We start from the raw sequence: 21,969 nt of genomic DNA on the forward strand, positions 1-21,969 counted from the left end.
AAAGGCCCAGTTCGCCGTCATCTTCGGCGAACGCTTCATCAGGGCCATGGCGGCGTAATGTTCATCCGCCCGCCCGCACACGAAATTCCTGACACTCCCAGATGACGGCCCTCGCGGCCGCGCTTTGGAATCGTCAACGGACCGCTATTCATCCCATTCCTCCCCTGCAAGGGGAGGTGGCAGGCTGGAGGCCTGACGGAGGGGTGTCCCGGCGGGAGAGTTGGGTCACACTCACAACCGGAGACACCCCTCCACCATGCCTTGCAGGGGAGGAATACAGGTAGGGCGGCTGACGCGGCGAGTCCTGCCCCTCCGCGTCTCCGCGCGAACCCTATTACCCTTCGCGACTTCGCGACTTCGCGTGACCAGTCACTTCAAACCACGGTGAAGCCCGCCCAGAACGGGTCCTCACGGTCGATCCAAATGGTGTTGAAGCCGGTCGCGATCGCCGAGCCCTGGATCGACGGCACGATCGCCGCCTGGCCGCCCAGTTCGGTTTCCGCCTCGACCCGGCCTGTGAAACGGCTGCGGATATAGCTTTCATGGACGAAGCGGTCGCCGACCTTCAGCCGCCCCTTCGCCGCCAAATGGGCCAACCGCGCCGAGGTGCCGGTGCCGCACGGGGAACGGTCGATCGCCCGCTCGCCATAGAAGACCGCATTGCGCCCATCGGCATCCTCCGCCGAGGGCTTGTCCGCCCATAGCACATGGCTGACCCCCCGGATGGAGGGTTCGAGCGGGTGCACCGGCTCGAACTTCGCGCGCACCAGCTCGCGGATCGTGCGGCTGAGTTCCACCAGCTTCGATGCGCCCAGATCGTCGAGGCCGGTATAGGCCCCCTGCGGCTCGATGATGGCATAGTAGTTGCCGCCATAGGCCACATCCAGGGTCAGCGGGCCAAAGCCGGGCACGTCGATTTCGATCCCTTCCGCCGCCAGATAGGCGGGGACGTTGCGGATACGCACCGCCGTGACCTTCGCGCCCTCCTTCTCATATTCGATATGGATGGTGCCCGCGGGCACCTCGACCCTCAGCTTGCCCGGCTCGCGCGGGGTGATCAGGCCATGTTCCAGCCCGAAGGTGATCATCCCGATCGTGCCGTGCCCGCACATGGGCAGGCAGCCGCTCGTCTCGATGAACAGGATCGCTGCATCGCTGTCCGGCTCGCACGGCGGATAGAGGAAGCCGCCCGACATCATGTCATGCCCGCGCGGCTCGAAGCACAGGCCGGTGCGGATCCAGTCGAACCGCTCCAGGAAGTCCAGCCGCCGCTCCGCCATGCTGGCCCCACGCAACAGCGGCGCGCCGCCCGCCACCAGCCGGACGGGATTGCCCGCCGTATGGCCGTCGATGCAGAAAAAGGTGTGGCGGATGGTCGGTGACGTCATCGGGATTCCCTTGCTAGGAAATCCGTATACGATATGACGAGGCTCATGCCCAAGCCGGAAAATAGCATGTCGCCCTCGGATCATCGCACCGTCATCGTCGTCGGCGGGGGCGTCATCGGAACGACCACCGCGCTGGCGCTCCAGCGCAAGGGCTGGGCCGTGACGCTGATCGAGGCGGAAGAGAGCCCCCGCGCCGCCTCCTGGGGCAATGCGGGCCATATCGCGACCGAACAGGCCGAGCCAATCGCCTCGCCCGCGATGGTGCGCGGCTTTGCCAAGCGACTGTTCTTTCGCGGCGGCGCACTGGCCCTGCCCCCGCGTGAGATCGCGACCTGGCTGCCCTTCTCGCTGCGCCTGCTGAAGGCCGCCCGCCCCGCCCGGTACGAGCGCGCGCATCGGGCGCTGGCGGGGTTGCTGGCACAGGCCATGCCCGCCTGGGAGCGGCATGTCGCGGCCCTCGGCGCGCCCGAGCTGCTGCGCCCGCACGGCCATGTTGTCCTGTGGGAAAGCCCGGAAAGTGCCGCACGGGGGCTGGCGAACTGGCGGGCGGCGGACACCGGCACCGCGCGCTTTCGCCCGCTGACCGAGGCGGAGTTGCAGGACTGGCGCGCCCGTATCCGCAGTCCCATCGCGGGCGGCATCCGCTTCGAGGGCAGCGGCCAGATCGCCGACCCGACGCGACTGGCGGAAACGGCGACCGCCCGCTTCCTGACCGATGGCGGCACCCGCATCGTCGCTCGCGTCAAGGCGGTCGGGGACGGCGAAATCCGCCTGAGCGACGACCGCAGCCTGTCCGCCGATCAGATCGTGGTGGCGGCGGGCGTGGCAAGCGCGGCGCTCCTTCACCCCTTCGGCCTGAAGGCCCCGATCATCGCCGAGCGCGGCTATCACCTCCAGACCGGGCCCGACGTGGACTGGCCCGCCGATCTGCCCCCGGTGGTGTTCGAGGACCGCTCGATGATCGTCACCCGCTTTGCCGGGGGCCTGCGCGCCGCCAGCATCGTCGAGTTCGCCCGGGCCGACGCCGCGCCCGACCCCGCCAAGTGGAACCGCCTGCGTCACCACATCGCCGCGCTCGGCCTGCCGATCGGCGAGGACGCCCAGCCCTGGATGGGCGCGCGGCCAACCCTGCCGGACTACCTGCCCGCGATCGGGCGGGTCGCGGGGGCGCGGGGGCTATCCTATGCCTTTGGGCACAACCATCTCGGCCTGACGCTCGCCCCGATCACGGGTGAGTTGGTGGCCGCGATGCTGGATGGAGGCGAGACGGCGGTGCCGGTGACGCCGTTCGGGTTGGCGCGGTTCGGATGAAACCGCCTTAGCGGCAAGCTATGACGGGTATGACGAAACCTCGACCAGATTGCCGTCCGGGTCGCGGACATAGACCGAGCAAATCGGCCCCCGCGCGCCGCTCTTCGTCACCGGGCCTGACTCGACCTCCACGTCGCAGGACCGGAAATGCGCGACGACCTCCTCCGGCGAACGATCGGTCAGGAAGCACAGGTCCTGCCCCCCGACCGATGGCGCCTTGCCAGTGAACCAATCCTCCTGCGACGCATCGATCGGACGCAGGTTGATCTTGTTGCCCCCGAACGCCACGCTCGTGCGCTGCTCACCTCCGTCAGACCGGGCGTCGACCCGCTTCATGCCGAGAACGCGGCCGTACCATTCGGCCGACACCTCCACGTCGCGGACGTTGAAGACGATGTGATCGATGGCTTCGATGGTCAGCACGGGGGCGCTCCGGAGGCATGTCGCCTGACGGCGATGCTATGGCTGTCCGATCACGAACGGCCAAGATGGTCGGGGTTTCCGATGGCGATCGGAAAACGGAATTGAGGCTACCAATAGGCCGCCATCAGTTCGGACACCCATTCTGGCTGTCGAACCTCACCACGAGGCAGGAACTCGCGCATGACCGGCTTGATGTCGATCACAGGCGTTCCGTCGATCGCGTCCAGCCCCTCGACGGCCAGCTGCAAACCTTCAACACTCAACACATGGCAGACAGTCACGCCGAGGCGATTGGGACGGTTCTTGCCCCGTTGCGCGAGAATGCCGGTCAACGGCCAATCTTCGCGACCTCTTGGGTGGCGCGCGCCTCGCTCTATCTTCTGTTCGGGTACCCGGTCGAACAAGAAGATGATCTCGGCATGGCTAAACGCATCCAGCCCCGCCAGCGCGTCAGCCTCGACTTTTGCCGCGTCCAACTCGATCGTGGTTCGGCTGCTTCCCCAATCGTCGTCAATTGGATCGGCCCGACCACCCCGCACATACCCTATGGGGTCTATCGTGAACGTCATGAGTCCCTCCCATCGATAATCCCTACTGCCATGCTCAGCCGGCGCATGGGAGTGCGGAAGTCGCTCCCGATGGGGAACGGCCCGCGAAAAGGCAGCGCCACCTTTGGGGATGAGCGAAAGCCGATCCGTCGCCCAACCCGGATACCACGCCCCCTCGACAACGCGTCCCCATACGCTATCGATAACCACCATCGACGTCGGGGGACGGCAACCGGGTCCGTGCAGATCAAGCGGCTTCGCATTTCGGGTTTCAAGAGCTTCGTCGATCCGGCCGATCTGGTCATCGAGCCGGGGCTGACCGGTGTTGTCGGGCCCAATGGCTGCGGCAAGTCGAACCTGCTCGAAGCGCTGCGCTGGACGATGGGCGAAAATAGCGCGCGGTCGATGCGCGGCGCTGGCATGGAGGATGTCATCTTCGCGGGCACCGCCACCCGGCCGCCCCGCGACTTTGCCGAGGTCACCATCCTGGCCGAGCGCGACGGCGACGAGACCGAGATCGTCCGCCGGATCGAGCGCGGGGCGGGCTCGGCCTATCGCATCGACGGACGCGATGTGCGGGCCAAGGACGTCGCGCTGCTCTTCGCCGATGCCGCGACCGGGGCGCACTCGCCCGCGCTGGTCAGCCAGAACCGGATCGGCGCGGTCATCGCCGCCAAGCCCGCCGAACGCCGCGCGATGCTGGAGGAAGCCGCCGGGATCGCCGGACTGCACGTCCGCCGCCGCGACGCAGAGGGGAAGCTGCGCGCGACCGAGGCGAACCTCACCCGGCTGGACGAAGCCATCGCCGATCAGGATGCGCGCATCGCGACCCTGCGGCGACAGGCGCGCGCGGCGGAGCGCTATCGCCTGATTTCCGACCAGATCCGGGTGGCCGAGGCGCGGATGATCTTCGCCCGCTGGCGCGACGCGGCGGCGGCGGCGACCCTCGCCAAGACCGAGGCCGAGGCCGCCGAGCGCCAGGTGACCGACGCCACCGCCGCCGAACGCGCCGCCGCCAAGGCGCAGGAGCAGGCGGTCGCGCGGGCCGCCACGGCGCGGGCCGCCTCTCTGACCGCACGCGATGCGCTGAGCGAAGCGGGCCATGCCCTGTCCCGTGCGCGCGACCGCCGCCACGGTCTGCAACGCCGGATCGAGGAACTGGCCGCCGCGCGTACCCGCATTGATGAGGACCGGGCGCGCGAGGATGCGCTGGCGCATGACGCCGCCGCCGCGATCCAGCGGCTGGGCGAGGAGTGCGAGGATCTGGACGCGCGCATCGCCCATGCGGTGCAGGCGATGCCCCGGCTCGACGCGCTGCTGGCCGAAGCGGAAACGAAGAACCGCGATGCCGAGGTGGCGCTGGCCCACGCGCTGTCCGCCCAAGCCGCCGAGGCCGCCGAACGCCGGATCGCCGAAGCCGCGCTGACCGCCGCGCAGGGCCGCCATGCCCGGGCGGAACGCGATGCGCGGGGTGTCGCCTCCGCCATCGACGCGCTGCCCGATATGGCGGAACAGGAGGCCGTCCGCCAAGCCGCCATCACGACCCAGGCCACCGCGCGGGCGGACGCCGAGCAGGCGCGGGCCGCGCTGAACCTGGCCGAAGAGACCGAACGCGCCGCCACTGCCGAGCGCGACGCGGCGGAGACGGCGCGTGCGCAGGCCATCGCCGCGCTCGCCGCGCTGGAGGCGGAGGTGGCCGCGCTGACCCGCGCGACCCAGCGCAAGGGCGGCGACCGGTTGCTGGACGAGGTGCAGGCCGAACCGGGCTTCGAGCGCGCGCTGGCGGCGGCGTTGGGGGACGAACTGGAGACGCCGCTCGCCGACTGGCATGGCTCACCCATCACGGCGGACGATCCCCCCGCGCCGGTCGGGACGCAACCGCTGGGCGAGCGCATTGCGGCACCCCCGGCGCTGGCCCGGCGGCTGTCGCAGATCTTTTTGGGCGACGCCGACTTGGGGCAGGCGTTGGCGGTCGGGCAGGGGCTGGTCACGCGCGAGGGGCGGCTGCGGCGGTGGGACGGCTATGTCGGCGAAGGCGGCGGCGCGGCGGCGGCCGAGCGGATGGAGCGGCGCAACCGGCTGACCGCGCTCCAGGCGGAGCGCCCGGCGGCGGAAGCGGCGGTGCAGGCCGCGACCGAGGCGCGGACCGCGATCGAAGACCGCATCGCCCGCGCCCGCGCCGACGCCATCAGCGCGCGGACGCTCCAGACCCGGGCCGATGCCAGCCTGCGCGATGCCCAACGCGCCGAGGATCGCGCCCAGTCGGTGATCGAGCGGCTGTCCGCGCAACGGACCGACCTCCTCGCCCGTGCCGAGCGGATCGCCGCCGAGACGGACGAGGCACAAGGGGAGTGCGAACGGGCCGAGGCGATACTCGCCGCCCTGCCCGATGGTTCGGCGAGCGCGGCGGAGACGGCGCGCCTCCAGAGCGAGACGCAGCTCGCGCGGTCGGCGGTTGCGCTGGCCCGGTCGGAGCGGACCACGCTGGAGCGCAGCCTGGCGCAGACCCGCGACCGTCTGACGGCGGCACGGGCGGAGGCGGAGGGCTGGAACCAGCGCGCGGGGCAGGCGGCGGGGCGGATCGCCGAGATGGACGCGCGCGCCGCGACGCTGGAGCGCGACGCGGCGGCGCTGGCCGATCGCCCCCAGCGACTGGCCGAAGAGATCGTCGCGCTCGCCGCCGCGCATGACGTCGCCCGGGCCGAGGCGGAGCGGACCCAGGCGGAGGAGGCCGATGCCGAACGCGACCAGCGCGGTGCCGAAGCCGCCCATGCTCAGGCCAATGCCCTGCTGTCGACGGCGCGAGAGATGCGCGCGGGGGCGCTGGCGCGGGTGGAGAGTCACGATCAGCGCCGGATCGAACTGGGCCGCCTGTCGGGGGAACGCTTCGCCTGCCCCGCGCCCGTCCTGCCGGAGAGACTGGCTTTCGATGGCGGCAGTGTCGGCTCGCCGGAGGCCGAGGCGGCGACCCATGACAAGCTGTCCGCCGATCGCGAGCGGATCGGGCCGGTCAATCTGGTCGCCGAACAGGAACTGGCCGAACTGGAGGCGAGCGGCGCGGCCAATGCCGCCGAGCGCGAGGATCTGGTGCAGGCGGTGGCGCGGCTGCGCGGTTCGATCGGGTTGCTCAATCGCGAGGGGCGGCAACGACTGCTGGCGGCGTTCGAGGCGGTGAACGGGCATTTCCAGACGCTGTTCGCGACGCTGTTCGACGGGGGCTCCGCGCATCTGGCGCTGGTCGATTCGGACGATCCGCTGGAGGCGGGGCTGGAGATCATGGCGCAACCGCCGGGCAAGCGGCTCCAGTCGCTGACCCTGTTGTCGGGGGGCGAGCAGGCGCTGACGGCGGTGGCGCTGATCTTCGGTCTGTTCCTGACCAATCCCGCGCCGATCTGCGTGCTGGACGAGGTCGACGCGCCTCTGGACGATGCCAATATCGACCGCTTCTGCGGATTGCTGGAGCGCATGGCGCGCGAGACGGACACCCGGTATCTGATCGTCACCCACAATGCCGTGACGATGAGCCGGATGCACCGGCTGTTCGGCGTGACGATGATCGAACGCGGGGTCAGCCGGTTGGTCTCGGTGGATTTGCAGGCGGCGGAAACATTGCTTGCGGCGGAATAGCGTTTCGGGCACTCTTTCGTGACCACCCCGGCGAAGGCCGGGGTCCAGTGGCAGTGCGCTATAGGGGGCGAGGTGCATTGGCCGTCCACGCATCGCTCGGTGCGCTAAGGGCGTGGCGGAACCTGGGCCCCGGCCTTCGCCGGGGTGGTCGGTATTTTGGGGCGGCCTGACACCCCTCACCCCCGTTCCGCCTGCGCGAAGTCGATGGCCAAGGGAATCTCTCAAGGCAGCAGGAACGTGCCCTCGATCACCGTCACGCAACCGCCACCGAGCACTACCCGCTCCCCGGCCATCCGGCACCGCAACCGCCCGCCCCGCGCGCTCGCCTGTTCGGCCACGAAGGCGTCACACCCCAGCTTGACGGTCCAATAAGGCGTCAACACCGCATGGGCCGAGCCCGTCACCGGGTCCTCGTCGATCGCGAAGGCAGGCACGAACACGCGGCTGACGACGTCCGCCTCGCCCTCCCCACCCCGCGCGGTCAGGATCACGACATAGCGCCCCGCCTTCGCCAGCGCGGCGAAGTCCGGCCTGCACGCCCGAACCGTCGCCGCATCATCCACCACGACGACCGCATAGCCCGCCGGGTGAAGCAGCGTCTCGACCACGCCGTCCACGTCCAGCGCCTCCACCACGCCCGGCAGCGCCTCCGGCGACGGCGCACGCTGCGGCAGGGTCAGGCTGTAGCCCATCCCATCCCGCGCGACCTCCAGCACCCCCGCATGGCGCGTCGCGAAGCGTACCCGTTGCCGCGTCGTATCGGACGACAGCACGACATGCCCGCTCGCCAGCGTGGCATGGCCGCACATCTCCACCTCGTCACCCGGCGTGAACCAGCGCAGCTCGAAATCCGCCTCGTCCCCCTCGCTCGCGACCAGGAAGGCCGTCTCCGACAGGTTGTTCTCCCGCGCGATCGCCAACAGGGTCGCATCGTCTGCCCAGCCGGACAGCATCATCACCGCTGCGGGGTTACCCCCGAACGCCGCCTCGGCAAAGGCGTCGACCTGGGTGAAGGGAATCCGCATCAATAGACGCGCTTGCCGAACCAGTGCGGGGTCACATCCGCCTCGACCAGCGGATTGTCGGTGTCGACATGGCCCTCGGGATCGAGATGGATCAGCACCTCGACCTTGGGGAAGGCGCGGCGAAGTGCCCGCTCGACGCCTTCCACGATGTCATGCGCGGCGCCGACGGTCAGGTCGCGCGCAACCTCCATATGGAATTGCGCGAAGTCGTGACTGCCCGAACGGCGGGTGCGGAAGTCGTGGATACCCTTCAAACCCGGCTGGCGCGCGGCGACGTCGAGGAAAGCCGCGCGCTGGTCGTCGGGCCATTCCTTGTCCATCAACTGGTCGATCGCGGTCGAGGACGCCTGGAACGCGCCCCAGGCCAGCCACAATGCGATGGCGATGCCGAAAATCGGATCCGCGCCGTGCCAGCCGAAATACTGGTCGAGCACCATCGCGACGATCACCGACCCGTTGAGCAGCACGTCCGACTGGTAATGGACATTGTCGGCCAGGATCGCGACCGACCCGGTACGGCGGATGACGCTGCGTTGATAGGCGAGCAGGACCATCGTCGCCAGGATCGCGATCACCGACACGCCGATGCCGAACTCCGCGTCGCTGGTCGGATTGTCCGCGCCCAGCGCCATCACCGCGCGCCAAGCGATGCCCGCCGCCGAGGCGGTGATCAGCGCCACCTGGAACAGCGCCGCCAGCGCCTCCGCCTTGCCATGGCCGAAACGATGGTCATGGTCCGCCGGAGTCGCCGCCAGCCGCACGCCATAGAGCGTCACCAGGCTGGCGAGCAGATCGAGCGCGGTATCGGCCAGCGACCCCAACATCGCCACCGATCCCGTCCGCCACGCGGCAAAGCCCTTCAACGCCAGCAGGAACAACGCCATCGCGACGCTGGCCAGCGCCGCGCGGGTCGCCAGCGGAATGACCTTCTTGCGTTCGTCCTGGGTCACGGGAACAGCAGTCCTTCGTCCCAGCCGGTTTCGCCGGTGCGGGTGAAGACGCGGCGCTCATGCAGCCGGTGTTCGCGGTCGAGCCAGAACTCGATCCGCTGCGGGGTGACGCGGTAGCCGCCCCAATGCGGCGGGCGCGGCACGTCCCCGCCGTCGAACCGCGCGCGCGTCTCCTCGAACCGCGCCTCGAACGTCTCGCGGCGGTCGAGCGGACGCGACTGGTCCGAGGCCCAGGCGCCGAGTTGCGAGTCGCGGTGTCGGCTGGCGAAATAGGCATCCGACTCGGCGTCGGAGACACGGGTGACGGGCCCCTCGATCCGAATCTGGCGGCGCAGCGACTTCCAGTGGAACAGCAGCGCGGCCTTGCTGCCCTCGCCCAGATCCTGGGCCTTGCGGCTCTCGCGGTTGGTGTAGAACACGAATCCGCGCGGGTCATGCTCCTTCAGCAGAACCATCCGCACCGAGGGCTGTCCGGTCGCATCGACCGTCGCCAGCGCCATCGCGTTGGAATCATTGAGTTCACTCGCCCGCGCTTCGGCGAACCAGATATCGAACAGGGCAAAGGGATCGTCAGCCATGCGCGCGTCCATACGCCTGTGCCGATCGAAAACCAATGTCGCGAACGGAAACGCTGGATCGCGCATCCGCCCCGACGGGCAACGGTGATTTCGCGATCTATATCCAGCGTCTTGGCAATCATCTGTTGCAACCTTGCGCCGATGCGGCGATTTTCCGCCCCCAATGGACCCCTCCGAGGACAGCCCCGCGCAGGCCGCCGCCTGGATCGCCGCCTATCGCGCCGCCGCCGGACGGGCGGACGTGCTGGCCGGGTCGAGCGATCCCGCCTGGCCCGCGATGCTGGAGGAACTGGCCGCCGTCGCCAGCAACCTGGCCCATGCGCGCGAACGGGTGCAACGCCACGCCGCCGATATCGGCACCGGTTTCCGCATCATCGGCGAAACCGACGAGCGGCCCTGGCCCGTCTCCCCCGTCCCCCTGTTGATCGGCACCGACGAATGGGCGGGCATCGCGGACGGGGTGGTCCAGCGCGCGACATTGCTGGAGACGATCCTCGCCGACCTCTACGGCCCCGGACGACTGGTGACGCAAGGGCATATCCCCGCCGCGCTGGCGACCGGCAGCCCCTATTTCCTGCGTCCCATGGTCGGGGTCACTCCGCCGGGCGGCCATCATTTGAGCTTCGTCGCGTTCGATGTGGCGCGGGGGCCGGATGGCGAATGGCGGGTGCTCGCCGATCACCTGCGCAACCCGGCGGGGGCGGGCTATGCGCTGGAGAACCGGCTGGCGGTCAGCCGGACACTGGGTGGTTTGCAAAGCCGATTGAACGTGCAGCGGCACGCGCCCTTCTTCGCCGCCTTTCGCGCCGGGCTCGCCGCGCAATGCCGCCGCGCCGATCCGCGCATCGGCCTGCTGACGCCCGGCCGATTCAACCCGAGTTACCCGGAACAGGCGCATCTGGCGCGCTATCTGGGCCTGTTGCTGGTCGAGGGTGCCGACCTCGCCGCGATCGAGGGGCAGGTCTATGTCCGCACCGTCGCAGGGCTGAAGCGGATCGACGCGCTGTGGCGGCGGCTCGATCCCCGGATGCTCGACCCGTTGGCCTTCGACAGCCATTCGCAGATCGGGGTGCCCGGCCTGATCGACGCCTATGTCGAGGGGCAGTTGGTGATCGCCAATGCGCCGGGGGCGGGCGTGCTGGAAAGCCCGGCCTTCTCCGCCTTCCTGCCGGCGCTCGCCGGGCAGATATTGGGCGAACCGCTCAAGCTGCCCACCATCGCGACCTGGTGGTGCGGCGGACCGGCCCAGGCCGCGCATGTCGCCGGGCATCTCGACCAGATGCTGATCGCCCCCGCCTTTGGTCCCCGACCGCTGGGCCTGCCGGACGGAGCGCAGACCGGGGCCAGCCTGTCCGCCGAAGGGCGCGCCGCGCTGATCGCCGACATGGCCAAGCGGCCGCAGGATTATGTCGGGCAGGAGATGGTACGCCTGTCGACCATGCCCGTCGTCATCGACGACCGGCTGGAGCCGCGCCCCTTCACCTTGCGCGTCTTCGCGGCGCGCGATGGCGAGGGGAAGTGGACCGTCCTGCCCGGCGGTTTCGGGCGGATCGGCGACCATCCGGAGGCGACCGCCGCGATGATCGGCGAAGGGCTGTGGTCCGCCGATGTCTGCATCCATGGACCGGAGCCGGTCGCGCCGATGTCGCTGCTCGCCGCGCCCGACTCGCTGCATGTCCGGCGCAATCCGGGCACGCTGCCCAGCCGGGTCGCGGACAATTTCTATTGGCTGGGCCGCTATCTGGAACGGGGCGAGGCGCTGCTGGCGGCGATCCGGGTAATGCTGGGCAATTCGATCGATGTGGATGGCGGCGCGGCGCTCGACACGCGGACGGTCGGGCGGCTGGTCGGCCTCATCACCGGCGCGGGCGCGGCACCGCATCCCGACAGCCTGCACCGCGCCGCGCTGACCCAGTTCGCGCGCACCGCGATGGAGGATGAGGGCTGGCACTCGGTCGCGCGGATCAACCGCTTGGCGCGCGGGATCAGCGAGGGTTCGCGCGATCGCCTGTCCGCCGACATGGTGCGGCTGCTGGAGGCCCCCTTCCCCAGCCATGTCGGGATGCTCGACCGGGCGGGGTCGCTGCAACGCCGCTATGCCGCCATCGCCGGACTGTCCGCCGAGCATATGGTGCGCACCACCGCGTGGCGCTTCCACGATCTCGGTCGCCGGATCGAGCGCGCCGTCGCGGTCGCACGCGCGACCCGGTTGTTCGGGATGGCCGGGGCTTCGGCGGACGACCTGTCCACCCTGCTCGATCTCGCCAACAGCCAGATCAGCTATCGCCAGCGTTATCCGACCGGTCTGGCGCGTGTCGCGGTGGTCGATCTGGTCGCGCTCGACCCCAACAATCCGCGCGCGCTGGCCTATCAGACCGCGCGCATCGCCGATTGCCTGTCGCGCCTGCCCGTCCTGTCCGACGACGACATGGCCGAGCCGCAACAGGCGCAGGCGATCGCGATCCGCGCCGCGATCGAAACGGCCGACGCCCGTCATCTCGACGCCGATACGCTGGGCGATGTCGAGCGGCGGCTGGGCCTGTTGTCCGAAGCCATTGCGCGGCGGTATTTCCTGCAAGGGGCCGAGCCTCTGCGCGCTGGCGGATTGACGCTCGCATGATCTACGACATCCGCCACATCACCCGCTTCGATTACGGCGCTCAGGTCAAATATGCGCGGTGCAATTTGCGGTTGAAGCCGATCGACTGGCCGGGCCAGACGCTGGAAAGCTATGACCTGATCGTCGAGCCGGTCGGGCGCACCCGCGCGGCCCATGCCGAGGCCGGGCTGGCGCATGTCACCCGCCTGGTGGTGGATCGCCCGGTGCGCAGCCTGACCATCGAGAGCCGCGCGCGGATGCTGGTGGATCGTCCGGTGCCCATGCCCTCCCCCGACGATCCGACCCTGGCGGAGATATCGGCGCTGGCCCGGTCCAGTCGGGACCTGTCGGCGGCGGGCCCGGCCAATTACATCTTCCCCTCGCCGCTGATCCCGCTCGACCCCGCCATCGCCGAGTGGTGCGCCGCCGACCTCTCGCCGGAGCGCGGCGCGCTGGAGGCAGGGTTTGCGCTCGCCAATCGCATCCAGCGCGAATTCGCCTTCGACCCCGCCGCGACTTTGGTCGACACGCCCCCGGCGGACGCCTTTCGCCAGCGGCGCGGGGTATGCCAGGATTTCGCGCAGATCATGATTACCGGCCTGCGTGCGGCGGGCATTCCGGCCGCCTATGCCTCGGGCTATATCCGCACCCTGCCGCCGCCCGGCCAGGCACGGCTGGTCGGCGCGGATGCGACCCATGCCTGGGTGCTGATCTGGGCGGGGCCGGACCGGGGCTGGGTCGGGGTCGATCCGACCAACGGCATCTGGATGGCGGGCGACCATATCATCGTCGCAGTCGGCCGCGACTATGCCGAGATCGCGCCGGTCGATGGCGTGGTGCTGGGTTCCGGTGCGCAGAAGATGGACGTCAGCGTCGACGTCGCACCGGTGGAGGAACTGGTGGCGGGGTAGCCGGTCCGGTTACGCGATCCCCCGCTTCGCTCGCGATCCTACCGCCGTTCGCAATTCCCTCCGTTCGCACTGAGCGAAGTCGAAGTGCACGCCCCGCTGCCTCGCCGCGCGGCTCACCCCGTGACTTCGACCTTGCCCCCGCCGGGACGCAGGGTTGGGGCTTACCCCTCCTCCGTCACCGCATTGGGATTGTCCTTGTCCGGGTCCGGGTGGCCGCCCTTGCCATGATAGGCCGCGCCGCTCTGGCCGCCGTGAAAGTCGCCTTCGCGGTCGGGCACGCCTTCGTAACCGCCGCCCTGGCTTTCGCCGCCATGTTTGCCGGGGGCATCCGACACGCCGTCCGGCGCGCCTTTCTTGCCGTCTTTTCCAATGGCCTGCATCGGCTGGGTCATGATCCGTCTCCTTGTCATGCTGCAACGCACGGGGGATGGATTGCGCTCCGGCGCGGACTTCCCCACATAGATCGGTAATACACTGTCAACGGGGACAAGAGTGGCCGATCCATATCAGACGCTGGGCGTAAGCCGCACGGCCAGCGAAGCCGATATCAAGAAAGCCTATCGCAAGCTGGCGAAGGAACTGCATCCCGACCGCAACACGGACAATCCCAAGGCGGCGGAGAAGTTCAGCCAGGTCACCAACGCCTATGACCTGCTGAACGACAAGGACAAGCGCGCCCGGTTCGACCGGGGCGAGATCGACGGCGACGGCAATCCGACCTCGCCCTTCGGCTATGGCGGCGGCGCCGGCGGACGTCCGGGTGCGGGCGGCGGCGGCTTTCGTCAGCAATTCGATTTCGGCGGCGAGGGTGCCGACATGTCGGATATCTTCGAGGGGATGTTCGGCGGTGCGGGGCGCGGCGGATTTTCGGGCGGGTTCGGCGGCTTTGGCGGCCGGGGCCGTTCCGCCCCGAAAGGCGGCAACATCGCCTATGCCCTGAAAGTGCCGTTCGTCGACGCCGCGACGCTCAGCCCGCAGCGCGTGACGCTGGGCGACGGCAAGACCATCGACCTGAAACTGCCAGCGGGCGTCGACACCGGCACCCAGATGCGCCTGGGCGGCAAGGGAGAGCCCGGTCCCGGCGGCGCGGGCGACGCGATCGTGACGATCGAGGTCAGTTCCCATCCCTTCTTCACCCGCGACGGCGACGATGTCCGTCTGGACCTGCCCCTCTCGCTGGCCGAGGCGGTGCTGGGGGGGCAGGTGAAGGCCCCCACGGTCGAGCGCCCCGTCATGCTGACGGTGCCCAAGGGCACCACCTCCGGCAAGACGCTGCGCCTGAAGGGCAAGGGCTTTCACAAAAAGAATGGCGGGCGCGGCGACCAGTTGATCACGCTGGTCATCGACATTCCGGCGGATGATGCAGAGCTGCAACGCTTCGCTACCGAATGGAAGGACGGCAGGAACCCGAGGGCCGCCATGGGCGTCTGATGCTTCCATGAGCGATGCGAATGGCCTGACCCCCGAAGAACGTGCACATCATCAGGGCAAGGCCCGCCAGCGGCTGGACCGGCAGATCGCCAAGGTGCGGCCGGGCTCCTATGCCTTCGAGGTACTCAAACGAACCAGCCTGGGCGTATTCAACGACGGGTTCATCCATGCCGGGAACCTCGCTTATCTGGCGTTGATGACGCTGTTCCCCTTCTTCATCACCACCGCCGCGCTGCTGTCTCTGTTCGGACAGAGCAACGAGACGCAGCATGCGGTGGAAAGCTTTCTCCACGTCCTGCCCCCCGATGTCAGCAACTTGTTGCGCAAGCCGATCGCCGATGTGCTGGCGGCGCGAACCGGATCGCTGCTGTGGCTGGGTGGCTTGGTCGGCCTGTGGACGGTCGGCGGGTTCATCGAGACGATCCGCGACATCTTCCACCGCGCCTATGGCGTGAAGGCGACGGCGGCGTTCTGGAAATCGCGTCTGTCCTCGACGCTGGTCATCGTCGCCTCGGTGGTGATCGCGCTGCTGTCCTTCCTGGTCGCGGGTATCCTGACCGCCGCCGAGCAGTTCATCTATCGCCTCGTTCCCTTCGCACAGGATATCGCGGGCTGGGTCGGCCTGTCGCGCTTCATTCCCGGCGCGGTGATGTTCGGCGCGCTCTACATGCTCTTCTATTCGGTGACGCCGGGCAAATATCGCGAGAGCGACTGCCCCAAATGGCCCGGCGCGCTGTTCACCGCCGCGTGGTGGGTCAGCATGACCGCGCTGCTGCCCATGGTGCTGTCGCAACTGGGCGGTTACGACCTGACCTATGGCAGCCTGGCAGGCGTCGTCGTCATGCTGCTGTTCTTCTATCTGATCGGCCTTGGCCTGGTTTTCGGGGCCCATTTGAACGCGGCACTGGCGGAACCACCGGAAACGGCGCTAGAGAGGGGGATTGATGGAAGTGAACCGGCAGGAGCGGTAACGGCGTGAACGGATTGATGGCAGGCAAGCGGGGGCTCATCATGGGCCTGGCCAATGACAAATCGCTGGCCTGGGGCATCGCCAAGCAGCTTTCGGAGGCGGGCGCGGAGCTCGCCTTTTCGTATCAGGGCGCGGCGATGGAAAAGCGGGTCCGCCCGCTGGCCGAACAACTTGGCGTGGCGCGCCTGTTCGACTGCGACGTGTCCGAGATGGAGTCGCTCGACACGCTGTTCGACGATCTGAAGAAGGAATGGCCGACGATCGACTTCGTCGTCCATGCCATCGGCTTTTCGGACAAGTCGCAGCTTCGCGGGCGCTATTACGACACCACGCTCGACAATTTCCTGATGACCATGAACATCTCGGCCTATTCGCTGGTCGCGGTGGCCAAGCGCGCACGGGAGATGATGCCCGAGGGTGGGTCGATCCTGACGCTGACCTATTATGGCGCGGAAAAGGTCATCCCGCATTACAACGTCATGGGCGTGGCCAAGGCGGCACTGGAGACCAGCGTGAAGTATCTCGCGGTCGATCTGGGGCCGGAGAATATCCGCATCAACGCCATCTCGGCGGGCCCGATCCAGACGCTGGCGGCGCGCGGCATCGGCGACTTCAACTATATCCTCAAGTGGAACGAACTGAACTCGCCGCTGCGCCGTACCGTGACGATCGAGGATGTCGGCGGCGCGGGCCTCTATATGCTGTCCGACCTGTCGTCGGGCGTGACGGGCGAGATCCACCATGTCGACGCCGGGTACAACGTCATCGGCATGAAGGCCGAGGACGCACCGGATATCGCGCTGGCGTAAACCCCAATCCTCCCCAAGCTCCGCTTGGGGAGGGGGACCATGCGAAGCATGGTGGAGGGGCATGGACGATGGCGAGGATGTCCCGCCATCGCCAACGCCGACACCCCTCCGTCAGGGCTTCGCCCTGCCACCTCCCCTTGCAGGGGAGGAATGGGCGGGCAACATTATCTATCGCGCCTTGCGCCCCGGCGACGTTAAAGACGAACCCATGTCCGACCAGCCCACCGCCGCCATCACCATCCGCCCCGCACGCGGCGAAGATGTCGCCGCACTCGACGGCTTGCTCGTCGCCAGCTTCCCCGCCCCCGCCGAAGCCGCGCTGGTCCGCGACCTTTGCGTCGAGGGCGACATGGTGCTGATGCTGGTCGCCATCGACGAAGCCTCGGACGGACTGATCGGCGCGATCGCGTTCAGCCGCATGGCCGTCGAGATCGGTGGCAAGCCGATCAATTCCGTCGCCCTTGCCCCCATCGCGGTCGCGCGCGACTGGCGGCATCAGGGTGTCGGCGAGGCGCTGGTCGCCGCCGGGCTCGAACGGCTGGAACAGGAGGGCGTCGTGCTCTGCTTCGCATTGGGCGACCCCGCCTTCTATGGTCGGTTCGGTTTCGCCGCCGATGTGGCGAGCGGCTTCGACAGCCCCTATGCGGGCGACTATTTCCTGGCGGCCCCGCTGCAAGGCGGGCTGATCCCCTGCGGCGTGCGCGGGGCCGCCACCCATGCACCGGCCTTTGCCCGGCTTGGAGACGTTGCGTGAGCTTCAATACCTTCGGCCGCCTGTTCCGCTTCACCACCTGGGGGGAAAGCCATGGCCCCGCGCTGGGCGCGGTGGTCGATGGGTGTCCGCCGGGGATCGCGCTGTCGGAGGAGGACATCCAGCCCTGGCTCGACAAGCGCCGTCCGGGCACCAGCCGCTTCACCACCCAGCGGCGCGAACCCGACCAGGTCCGCATCCTGTCCGGCGTGTTCGAGGGGAAGACCACCGGCACCCCGATCAGCCTGATGATCGAGAATGTCGACCAGCGGTCCAAGGACTATAGCAACGTCGCGCTCGCCTATCGCCCGGGCCATGCCGATTATGCCTATGACGCGAAGTACGGGTTCCGCGACTATCGCGGCGGGGGACGCTCCTCGGCACGCGAGACGGCGGCGCGGGTCGCGGCGGGTGCGGTCGCGCGGGCGGTGATCCCGCAGGTCCGCATCCGCGCCTGGGTCGAGTCGATCGGCGGCGACCGGATCGATTACGAGGCGTTCGACGACGCGCAGATCGACGCCAACCCGTTCTTCTGCCCCGATGCCGCCGCCGCGCAGCGTTGGGAGGCTATCGTGGACGGGGCGCGCAAGTCCGGTTCCTCGGTCGGCGCGGTCGTGGCGTGCGAGGCGACAGGCGTCCCTGCGGGCTGGGGTGCGCCACTCTATGCCAAGCTGGACAGCGAACTCGCCTCCGCCTGTATGAGCATCAATGCGGTCAAGGGCTTCGAGATCGGCGACGGATTCGCCGCCGCCGCCCTTACGGGTGAGCAGAATGCCGATCCGATGCGCGCGGGCAATGGTGGCCCGCGCTTTCTCGCCAATCATGCGGGCGGGATCGCGGGCGGGATCGCCACGGGCCAGCCGGTCACGATGCGCGTCGCGTTCAAGCCGACCAGTTCGATCCTGACCCCGGTCGACACCGTCACCCGTACCGGCGAGGAAACGCAGATCGCCACCAAGGGCCGTCATGATCCATGTGTGGGGATTCGTGGCGTTCCGGTCGTCGAAGCGATGGTCGCGCTGGTTTTAGCCGATCAGGCGTTGCTTCATCGCGGCCAATGTGGCTAAATAGAGGAACGGACGTTCTCCTGCCTCGTTAACCAGTACGAGACAAAAAAGCAGGAGAGAATCAATGCGTTACATGCATGTAATCGCCGCCGGCGCCCTTTTGATCCCAACTGTCGGCTTCGCGCAGGTGTCGGGCGGCGCGACCGGAACCATGCCGGACCAGACGATGCCTGGGCAGACCGTGCCGGGTCAGACCATGGGGCAGCCGGGTGACACGATGACGACCACCCCGGACAGCACCACCCGTTCGACGACGCGTTCGAAGAATCGCAGCCGGACGACCACCCCGGACAGCACGGTCAATACCCCCTCGACCGTTCCGGACGCGACCGGTTCGTCGACGACCACGGGCAGCGGCACGCTGGGCAGCGACCCTACGACCAGCGGTTCGGTGGGCACCGGCACGACCGGCGGCACCACCACCCCGCCAGGCAGCAGCGGCGGTCTGCGCTGATCCCTTTCGGGATTGCCACTACGGGAAAGGCCCGGTCGCGAAAGCGGCCGGGTTTTTCATGGGGGTGGGGTGAGGCCTTCGACTTCGAAGGCCAAGGGAAACCCTCAAACAAAAAGGCCCCGACACATTGCCGGGGCCTCCCCAATCAATCCGCAAACGGATCGCGAACCAGGATCGTATCCTCGCGTTCCGGGCTGGTCGACACCAGCGCCACGGGGCAGCGGATCAGTTCCTCGATCCGCCGGATGTACTTGATCGCCTGAGCGGGCAGGTCCGCCCAACTCCGCGCGCCTGCGGTCGATTCCTGCCAGCCTTCCATCGTCTCATAGACCGGCACGACCTTGGCCTGGTCCGCCGCATGGGTCGGGTAATAATCGAGCGTCTGGTCGCCCAGCTTGTAGCCGACGCAGATCTTCACTTCGTCGAACCCGTCGAGCACGTCGATCTTGGTCAGTGCGATGCCGGTGATGCCGCCGACCGCCGCCGACTGGCGCACCAGCACCGAGTCGAACCAGCCGCAACGGCGCTTGCGCCCCGTGACGGTGCCGAACTCATGGCCGCGCTCGCCCAGACGCTGGCCGGTTTCGTCCTCCAATTCGGTCGGAAACGGGCCGGAGCCGACGCGGGTGGTGTACGCCTTGGCGATGCCCAGCACGAAACCGACGCCCGACGGCCCCAGCCCCGAACCGCCCGCCGCCGCACCCGCGATGGTGTTGGACGAGGTAACGAAGGGATAGGTGCCATGGTCGATGTCGAGCAGCACACCCTGCGCGCCTTCGAACAGGATACGCTTGCCGCCGGTCCGCGCCTCGTTGAGGTCGCGCCACACCGGCTTGGCGAAGGGCAGGACGAAGGCCGCGATCTCGCGAAGATCGGCCAGCAGCCGCTCGCGGTCGACCGGCGGCTCGCCGAAGCCTGCACGCAGCGCGTCGTGATGCGCGCACAGGCGGTCGAGCTGCGGGCCAAGGTCGTCGAGATGCGCCAGATCGCACACGCGGATCGCGCGGCGGCCGACCTTGTCCTCATAGGCCGGGCCGATGCCGCGGCGCGTGGTGCCGATCTTGCCCGCACCGCTCGCATCCTCGCGCAGGCCGTCCAGGTCGCGGTGGATGGGCAGGATCAACGGGCAGTTGTCGGCGATGCGCAGCGTCTCCGGCGACGCATGGACGCCCTGCTCGCCCAGCCGCTCGATCTCCGCCTTCAGCGCCCAGGGGTCGAGGACGACGCCGTTGCCGATGACGCTGGGGGTGCCACGCACGATGCCCGAGGGGAGCAGCGACAGCTTGTAGACATTCTCGCCGACGACCAGCGTATGGCCCGCATTATGCCCGCCCTGGAAGCGCACGACCATGTCGGCGCGCTCGGCCAGCCAGTCGACGATCTTGCCCTTGCCTTCGTCGCCCCATTGCGCGCCGATGACTGCTACATTCGCCATGGATGCAAATCTCCGCCTGCCGGACGGACCCCATGCGCCCTTCGACAGGACTCGGCGGATGGGGGTTTCCAATGATGTGCGGGGCGCGCCTAGCGGGCCACGCCCCAGTGTGTCAACCGGTGTGTCAACCGGCGATGGCCTGGGGCTCGCCGTTGTTCAGGATATGGGTGCAAAGCTGTGCCTGCGGCGTGTCGGCTTCCTCCAGCGCCTGCACCGTCACCCATCCCTGTGCGCGGAGCGATGCGCCTGTCGCGGGCTCGGTGCCGAAGGGCAGGAACAGCCGCCGCCGCTCGGTCGGCGGGGCGGTGGCGACGATCGCGTCGGCGTAAAGCGAGAAGCCCGTCGCCTTCTCCTCGGTCCCGTCCTCGTGGAAGATGGTATAGGTGCCGCCGCGCCCTACCTCGCGCGGTGGGCCCGCGACGAACAGCGAGAAGCCCAGCCAGCTTTGAAACTCGAAACCATGGCGCTCGGTCGGGTCGAGCGTCATCGACACCCCCTCGCCCAGCGCGGCGGCGATCGCCTCCAGCGCGTCGAGACGGCTGGCCAGCACGCCTTGCGTGTCGAAGGCGCGCAACCGCTCCATCGCGGTCGCAAAGGGGCCTGCGGCTTCGACCAGCGGAAGGTACTCCGGCGCGATCGCCGCGACCCCGCCCGCATCCTTGGCGTCCAGCCGATCGCGAAGCGCCGCCACCTGATCCCCCGCGACCGGCAGAGGCCCGACGGCGAGCAGGTCGACCAGATCGGGCAGCGTGAAGTCGATCGAAATGCCGGTCGTGCCAGCGGCGAGCAAAGCCTCGACCGCCACGCGCACCACTTCGGTGGCGGCCGCCGTCGAGTCCAGCCCGATCAGTTCCGCCCCGATCTGCCGCCACTCGCGCGCGGGCGCGAGTTCGGAGCCGCGCAGGCGGACGACGGTGCCCGCATAGGACAGCCGCACCGGGCGCGGGTGGTGCCCCATGCGGGTGGCGGCGATCCGCGCCACCTGTGCGGTCAGGTCGGGCCGGATGGCCAGCGTGCGCTGCGACACCGGGTCGACGAAGCGCACCGCGTCATGCAAGCCCCCCGCCTTCAACCGCGAGCCCAGCGCCTCGGCAAACTCGATCGAGGGCGGATCGGCGCGCTCATAACCATGCAGCCGCGCCGCCTCCAGCACCCGCGCCTCGACCGACGCGGCGGCATCGGCATAGGGGGGAAGACGGTCATGATAGCCTTCGGGAAGGAGCGCGGTCATCGGGTAAGCCTGTTCATCAGCGTGTACGCCACGCCGTCGGGGTTGGTCATGACATCCGCATTGGGGAAGCGGATCACCGCATAGCCTTGGCTCTGCAACCAGACGGTGCGGTGGGCGTCGCGTGATTGGTCGCTATGCGTATCGCCGTCAACCTCTATGACCAAGCGGTGCGAGCGCGCGGCGAAGTCGGCGATATAGGGGCCGATCGGGACTTGCCGTGAGAATTTGACGCCGTGGAGGCGGCGGTCCCGCAGAATGAACCAGAGGCGCTTTTCGGGCTCGGTCATCTCCCGACGCATGGCGCGGACACGGTCGCGGAGGACCGGATCGGTCTGCATATGAATGGCTCCCTCTTCTTGGGGAACGTATCACTCCCTCTCCCCACTGGGGAGAGGGCCGGGGGGGGGGGGGGGGGGGGGGGGGCGCCCCCCCCCCCCCCCCCCCCCCCCCCCACCACCCCC

At 68.8% G+C, this 21,969-nt stretch carries 20 protein-coding genes; 10 read left to right on the forward strand and 10 right to left on the reverse strand.

Translation table 11 applies throughout. The annotated features are described in order from the left end of the window. Nucleotides 1–374: 374 nt before the first annotated feature. Nucleotides 375–1,388: a 4-hydroxyproline epimerase gene (locus tag SM191_RS17860; RefSeq protein ID WP_341507372.1), complete on the reverse strand. Its 1,014-nt coding sequence runs from the start codon at nt 1,386–1,388 to the stop codon at nt 375–377. Between the two features lie 45 nt (nt 1,389–1,433). Between SM191_RS17860 and SM191_RS17865 the strand changes: the two genes are divergently transcribed. Further along, the gene (locus tag SM191_RS17865; RefSeq protein WP_341507373.1) at nt 1,434–2,699 is read left to right on the forward strand and encodes an NAD(P)/FAD-dependent oxidoreductase; all 1,266 of its coding nucleotides are present in this window, start codon (nt 1,434–1,436) and stop codon (nt 2,697–2,699) included. Between the two features lie 18 nt (nt 2,700–2,717). On the opposite strand, the gene SM191_RS17870 is transcribed toward SM191_RS17865, so the two are convergent. Next, a complete protein-coding gene (locus SM191_RS17870; RefSeq protein WP_306998585.1) occupies nt 2,718–3,122 on the reverse strand; it encodes a VOC family protein in 405 nt (134 codons plus the stop codon). Nucleotides 3,123–3,229: 107 nt separating this feature from the next. Beyond that, nucleotides 3,230–3,691, reverse strand: a complete 462-nt coding sequence (locus tag SM191_RS17875; RefSeq protein ID WP_306998583.1) for an SAM-dependent methyltransferase — start codon at nt 3,689–3,691, stop codon at nt 3,230–3,232. Nucleotides 3,692–3,910: 219 nt separating this feature from the next. On the opposite strand from SM191_RS17875, the gene SM191_RS17880 reads away from it, so the two are divergent. Continuing rightward, a complete protein-coding gene (locus SM191_RS17880) occupies nt 3,911–7,297 on the forward strand; it encodes a chromosome segregation SMC family protein (RefSeq protein WP_341507374.1) in 3,387 nt (1,128 codons plus the stop codon). 221 nt (nt 7,298–7,518) lie between these two features. Here the strand turns inward: SM191_RS17880 and SM191_RS17885 are convergent, their stop codons facing one another. Genes SM191_RS17885 through pdxH form a run of 3 tightly spaced genes read right to left on the reverse strand, consistent with a single transcriptional unit; the run spans nt 7,519 to nt 9,850 of the window. Then, nucleotides 7,519–8,322, reverse strand: coding sequence for a PhzF family phenazine biosynthesis protein (locus tag SM191_RS17885; protein ID WP_341507375.1), 804 nt, complete (start codon nt 8,320–8,322; stop codon nt 7,519–7,521). Continuing rightward, nucleotides 8,322–9,272, reverse strand: a complete 951-nt coding sequence (locus SM191_RS17890) for a cation diffusion facilitator family transporter (RefSeq protein WP_341507376.1) — start codon at nt 9,270–9,272, stop codon at nt 8,322–8,324. The genes SM191_RS17885 and SM191_RS17890 overlap by 1 nt, the downstream gene beginning before the upstream one ends. Then, the gene (pdxH, locus tag SM191_RS17895) at nt 9,269–9,850 is read right to left on the reverse strand and encodes a pyridoxamine 5'-phosphate oxidase (RefSeq protein ID WP_341507377.1); all 582 of its coding nucleotides are present in this window, start codon (nt 9,848–9,850) and stop codon (nt 9,269–9,271) included. Before pdxH ends, SM191_RS17890 begins: the two co-directional genes overlap by 4 nt. A 163-nt stretch (nt 9,851–10,013) precedes the next feature. Between pdxH and SM191_RS17900 the strand changes: the two genes are divergently transcribed. Both SM191_RS17900 and SM191_RS17905 read left to right on the forward strand, forming a co-directional pair. Further along, nucleotides 10,014–12,470, forward strand: a complete 2,457-nt coding sequence (locus SM191_RS17900; protein WP_341507378.1) for a circularly permuted type 2 ATP-grasp protein — start codon at nt 10,014–10,016, stop codon at nt 12,468–12,470. Beyond that, the gene (locus SM191_RS17905) at nt 12,467–13,360 is read left to right on the forward strand and encodes a transglutaminase family protein (protein WP_341507380.1); all 894 of its coding nucleotides are present in this window, start codon (nt 12,467–12,469) and stop codon (nt 13,358–13,360) included. Before SM191_RS17900 ends, SM191_RS17905 begins: the two co-directional genes overlap by 4 nt. Nucleotides 13,361–13,521: 161 nt before the next feature. Here the strand turns inward: SM191_RS17905 and SM191_RS17910 are convergent, their stop codons facing one another. Then, nucleotides 13,522–13,752 (reverse strand): hypothetical protein, encoded by a 231-nt coding sequence (locus SM191_RS17910; RefSeq protein ID WP_341507381.1) that lies wholly within the window; start codon nt 13,750–13,752, stop codon nt 13,522–13,524. 100 nt (nt 13,753–13,852) lie between these two features. Here SM191_RS17910 and SM191_RS17915 point away from each other — a divergent pair, with 100 nt between their 5' ends. The 6 genes from SM191_RS17915 to SM191_RS17940 all read left to right on the forward strand — a co-directional run bounded on the left by SM191_RS17915 (nt 13,853) and on the right by SM191_RS17940 (nt 18,842). Further along, the gene (locus SM191_RS17915; RefSeq protein WP_341507382.1) at nt 13,853–14,791 is read left to right on the forward strand and encodes a DnaJ C-terminal domain-containing protein; all 939 of its coding nucleotides are present in this window, start codon (nt 13,853–13,855) and stop codon (nt 14,789–14,791) included. A 7-nt stretch (nt 14,792–14,798) separates the two neighbouring features. Beyond that, the gene (locus tag SM191_RS17920) at nt 14,799–15,770 is read left to right on the forward strand and encodes a YihY/virulence factor BrkB family protein (protein ID WP_341507383.1); all 972 of its coding nucleotides are present in this window, start codon (nt 14,799–14,801) and stop codon (nt 15,768–15,770) included. An 8-nt stretch (nt 15,771–15,778) separates the two neighbouring features. Continuing rightward, nucleotides 15,779–16,570: an enoyl-ACP reductase FabI gene (gene fabI / locus SM191_RS17925; protein WP_307003095.1), complete on the forward strand. Its 792-nt coding sequence runs from the start codon at nt 15,779–15,781 to the stop codon at nt 16,568–16,570. A gap of 208 nt (nt 16,571–16,778) precedes the next feature. Continuing rightward, entirely contained in the window at nt 16,779–17,324 is a 546-nt protein-coding gene (locus SM191_RS17930) for a GNAT family N-acetyltransferase (RefSeq protein WP_341507384.1), read from the forward strand. Then, a complete protein-coding gene (aroC, locus tag SM191_RS17935; protein WP_341507385.1) occupies nt 17,321–18,388 on the forward strand; it encodes a chorismate synthase in 1,068 nt (355 codons plus the stop codon). The genes SM191_RS17930 and aroC overlap by 4 nt, the downstream gene beginning before the upstream one ends. A gap of 64 nt (nt 18,389–18,452) precedes the next feature. Then, nucleotides 18,453–18,842: a hypothetical protein gene (locus SM191_RS17940; RefSeq protein WP_341507386.1), complete on the forward strand. Its 390-nt coding sequence runs from the start codon at nt 18,453–18,455 to the stop codon at nt 18,840–18,842. A gap of 145 nt (nt 18,843–18,987) precedes the next feature. On the opposite strand, the gene SM191_RS17945 is transcribed toward SM191_RS17940, so the two are convergent. The 3 genes from SM191_RS17945 to SM191_RS17955 form a co-directional block, all read right to left on the reverse strand. After that, complete coding sequence (locus SM191_RS17945) at nt 18,988–20,277, reverse strand: adenylosuccinate synthase (RefSeq protein WP_058751519.1); 1,290 nt, start codon at nt 20,275–20,277, stop codon at nt 18,988–18,990. A 124-nt stretch (nt 20,278–20,401) separates the two neighbouring features. Beyond that, complete coding sequence (locus tag SM191_RS17950) at nt 20,402–21,508, reverse strand: ATP phosphoribosyltransferase regulatory subunit (protein WP_341507387.1); 1,107 nt, start codon at nt 21,506–21,508, stop codon at nt 20,402–20,404. Further along, complete coding sequence (locus SM191_RS17955) at nt 21,505–21,846, reverse strand: endonuclease domain-containing protein (protein WP_341507388.1); 342 nt, start codon at nt 21,844–21,846, stop codon at nt 21,505–21,507. The genes SM191_RS17950 and SM191_RS17955 overlap by 4 nt, the downstream gene beginning before the upstream one ends. Nucleotides 21,847–21,969 lie beyond the last annotated feature (123 nt).

Origin of the sequence: Sphingomonas sp. 2378, from assembly GCF_038084995.1 — a bacterium.
Taxonomy (GTDB): domain Bacteria; phylum Pseudomonadota; class Alphaproteobacteria; order Sphingomonadales; family Sphingomonadaceae; genus Sphingomonas.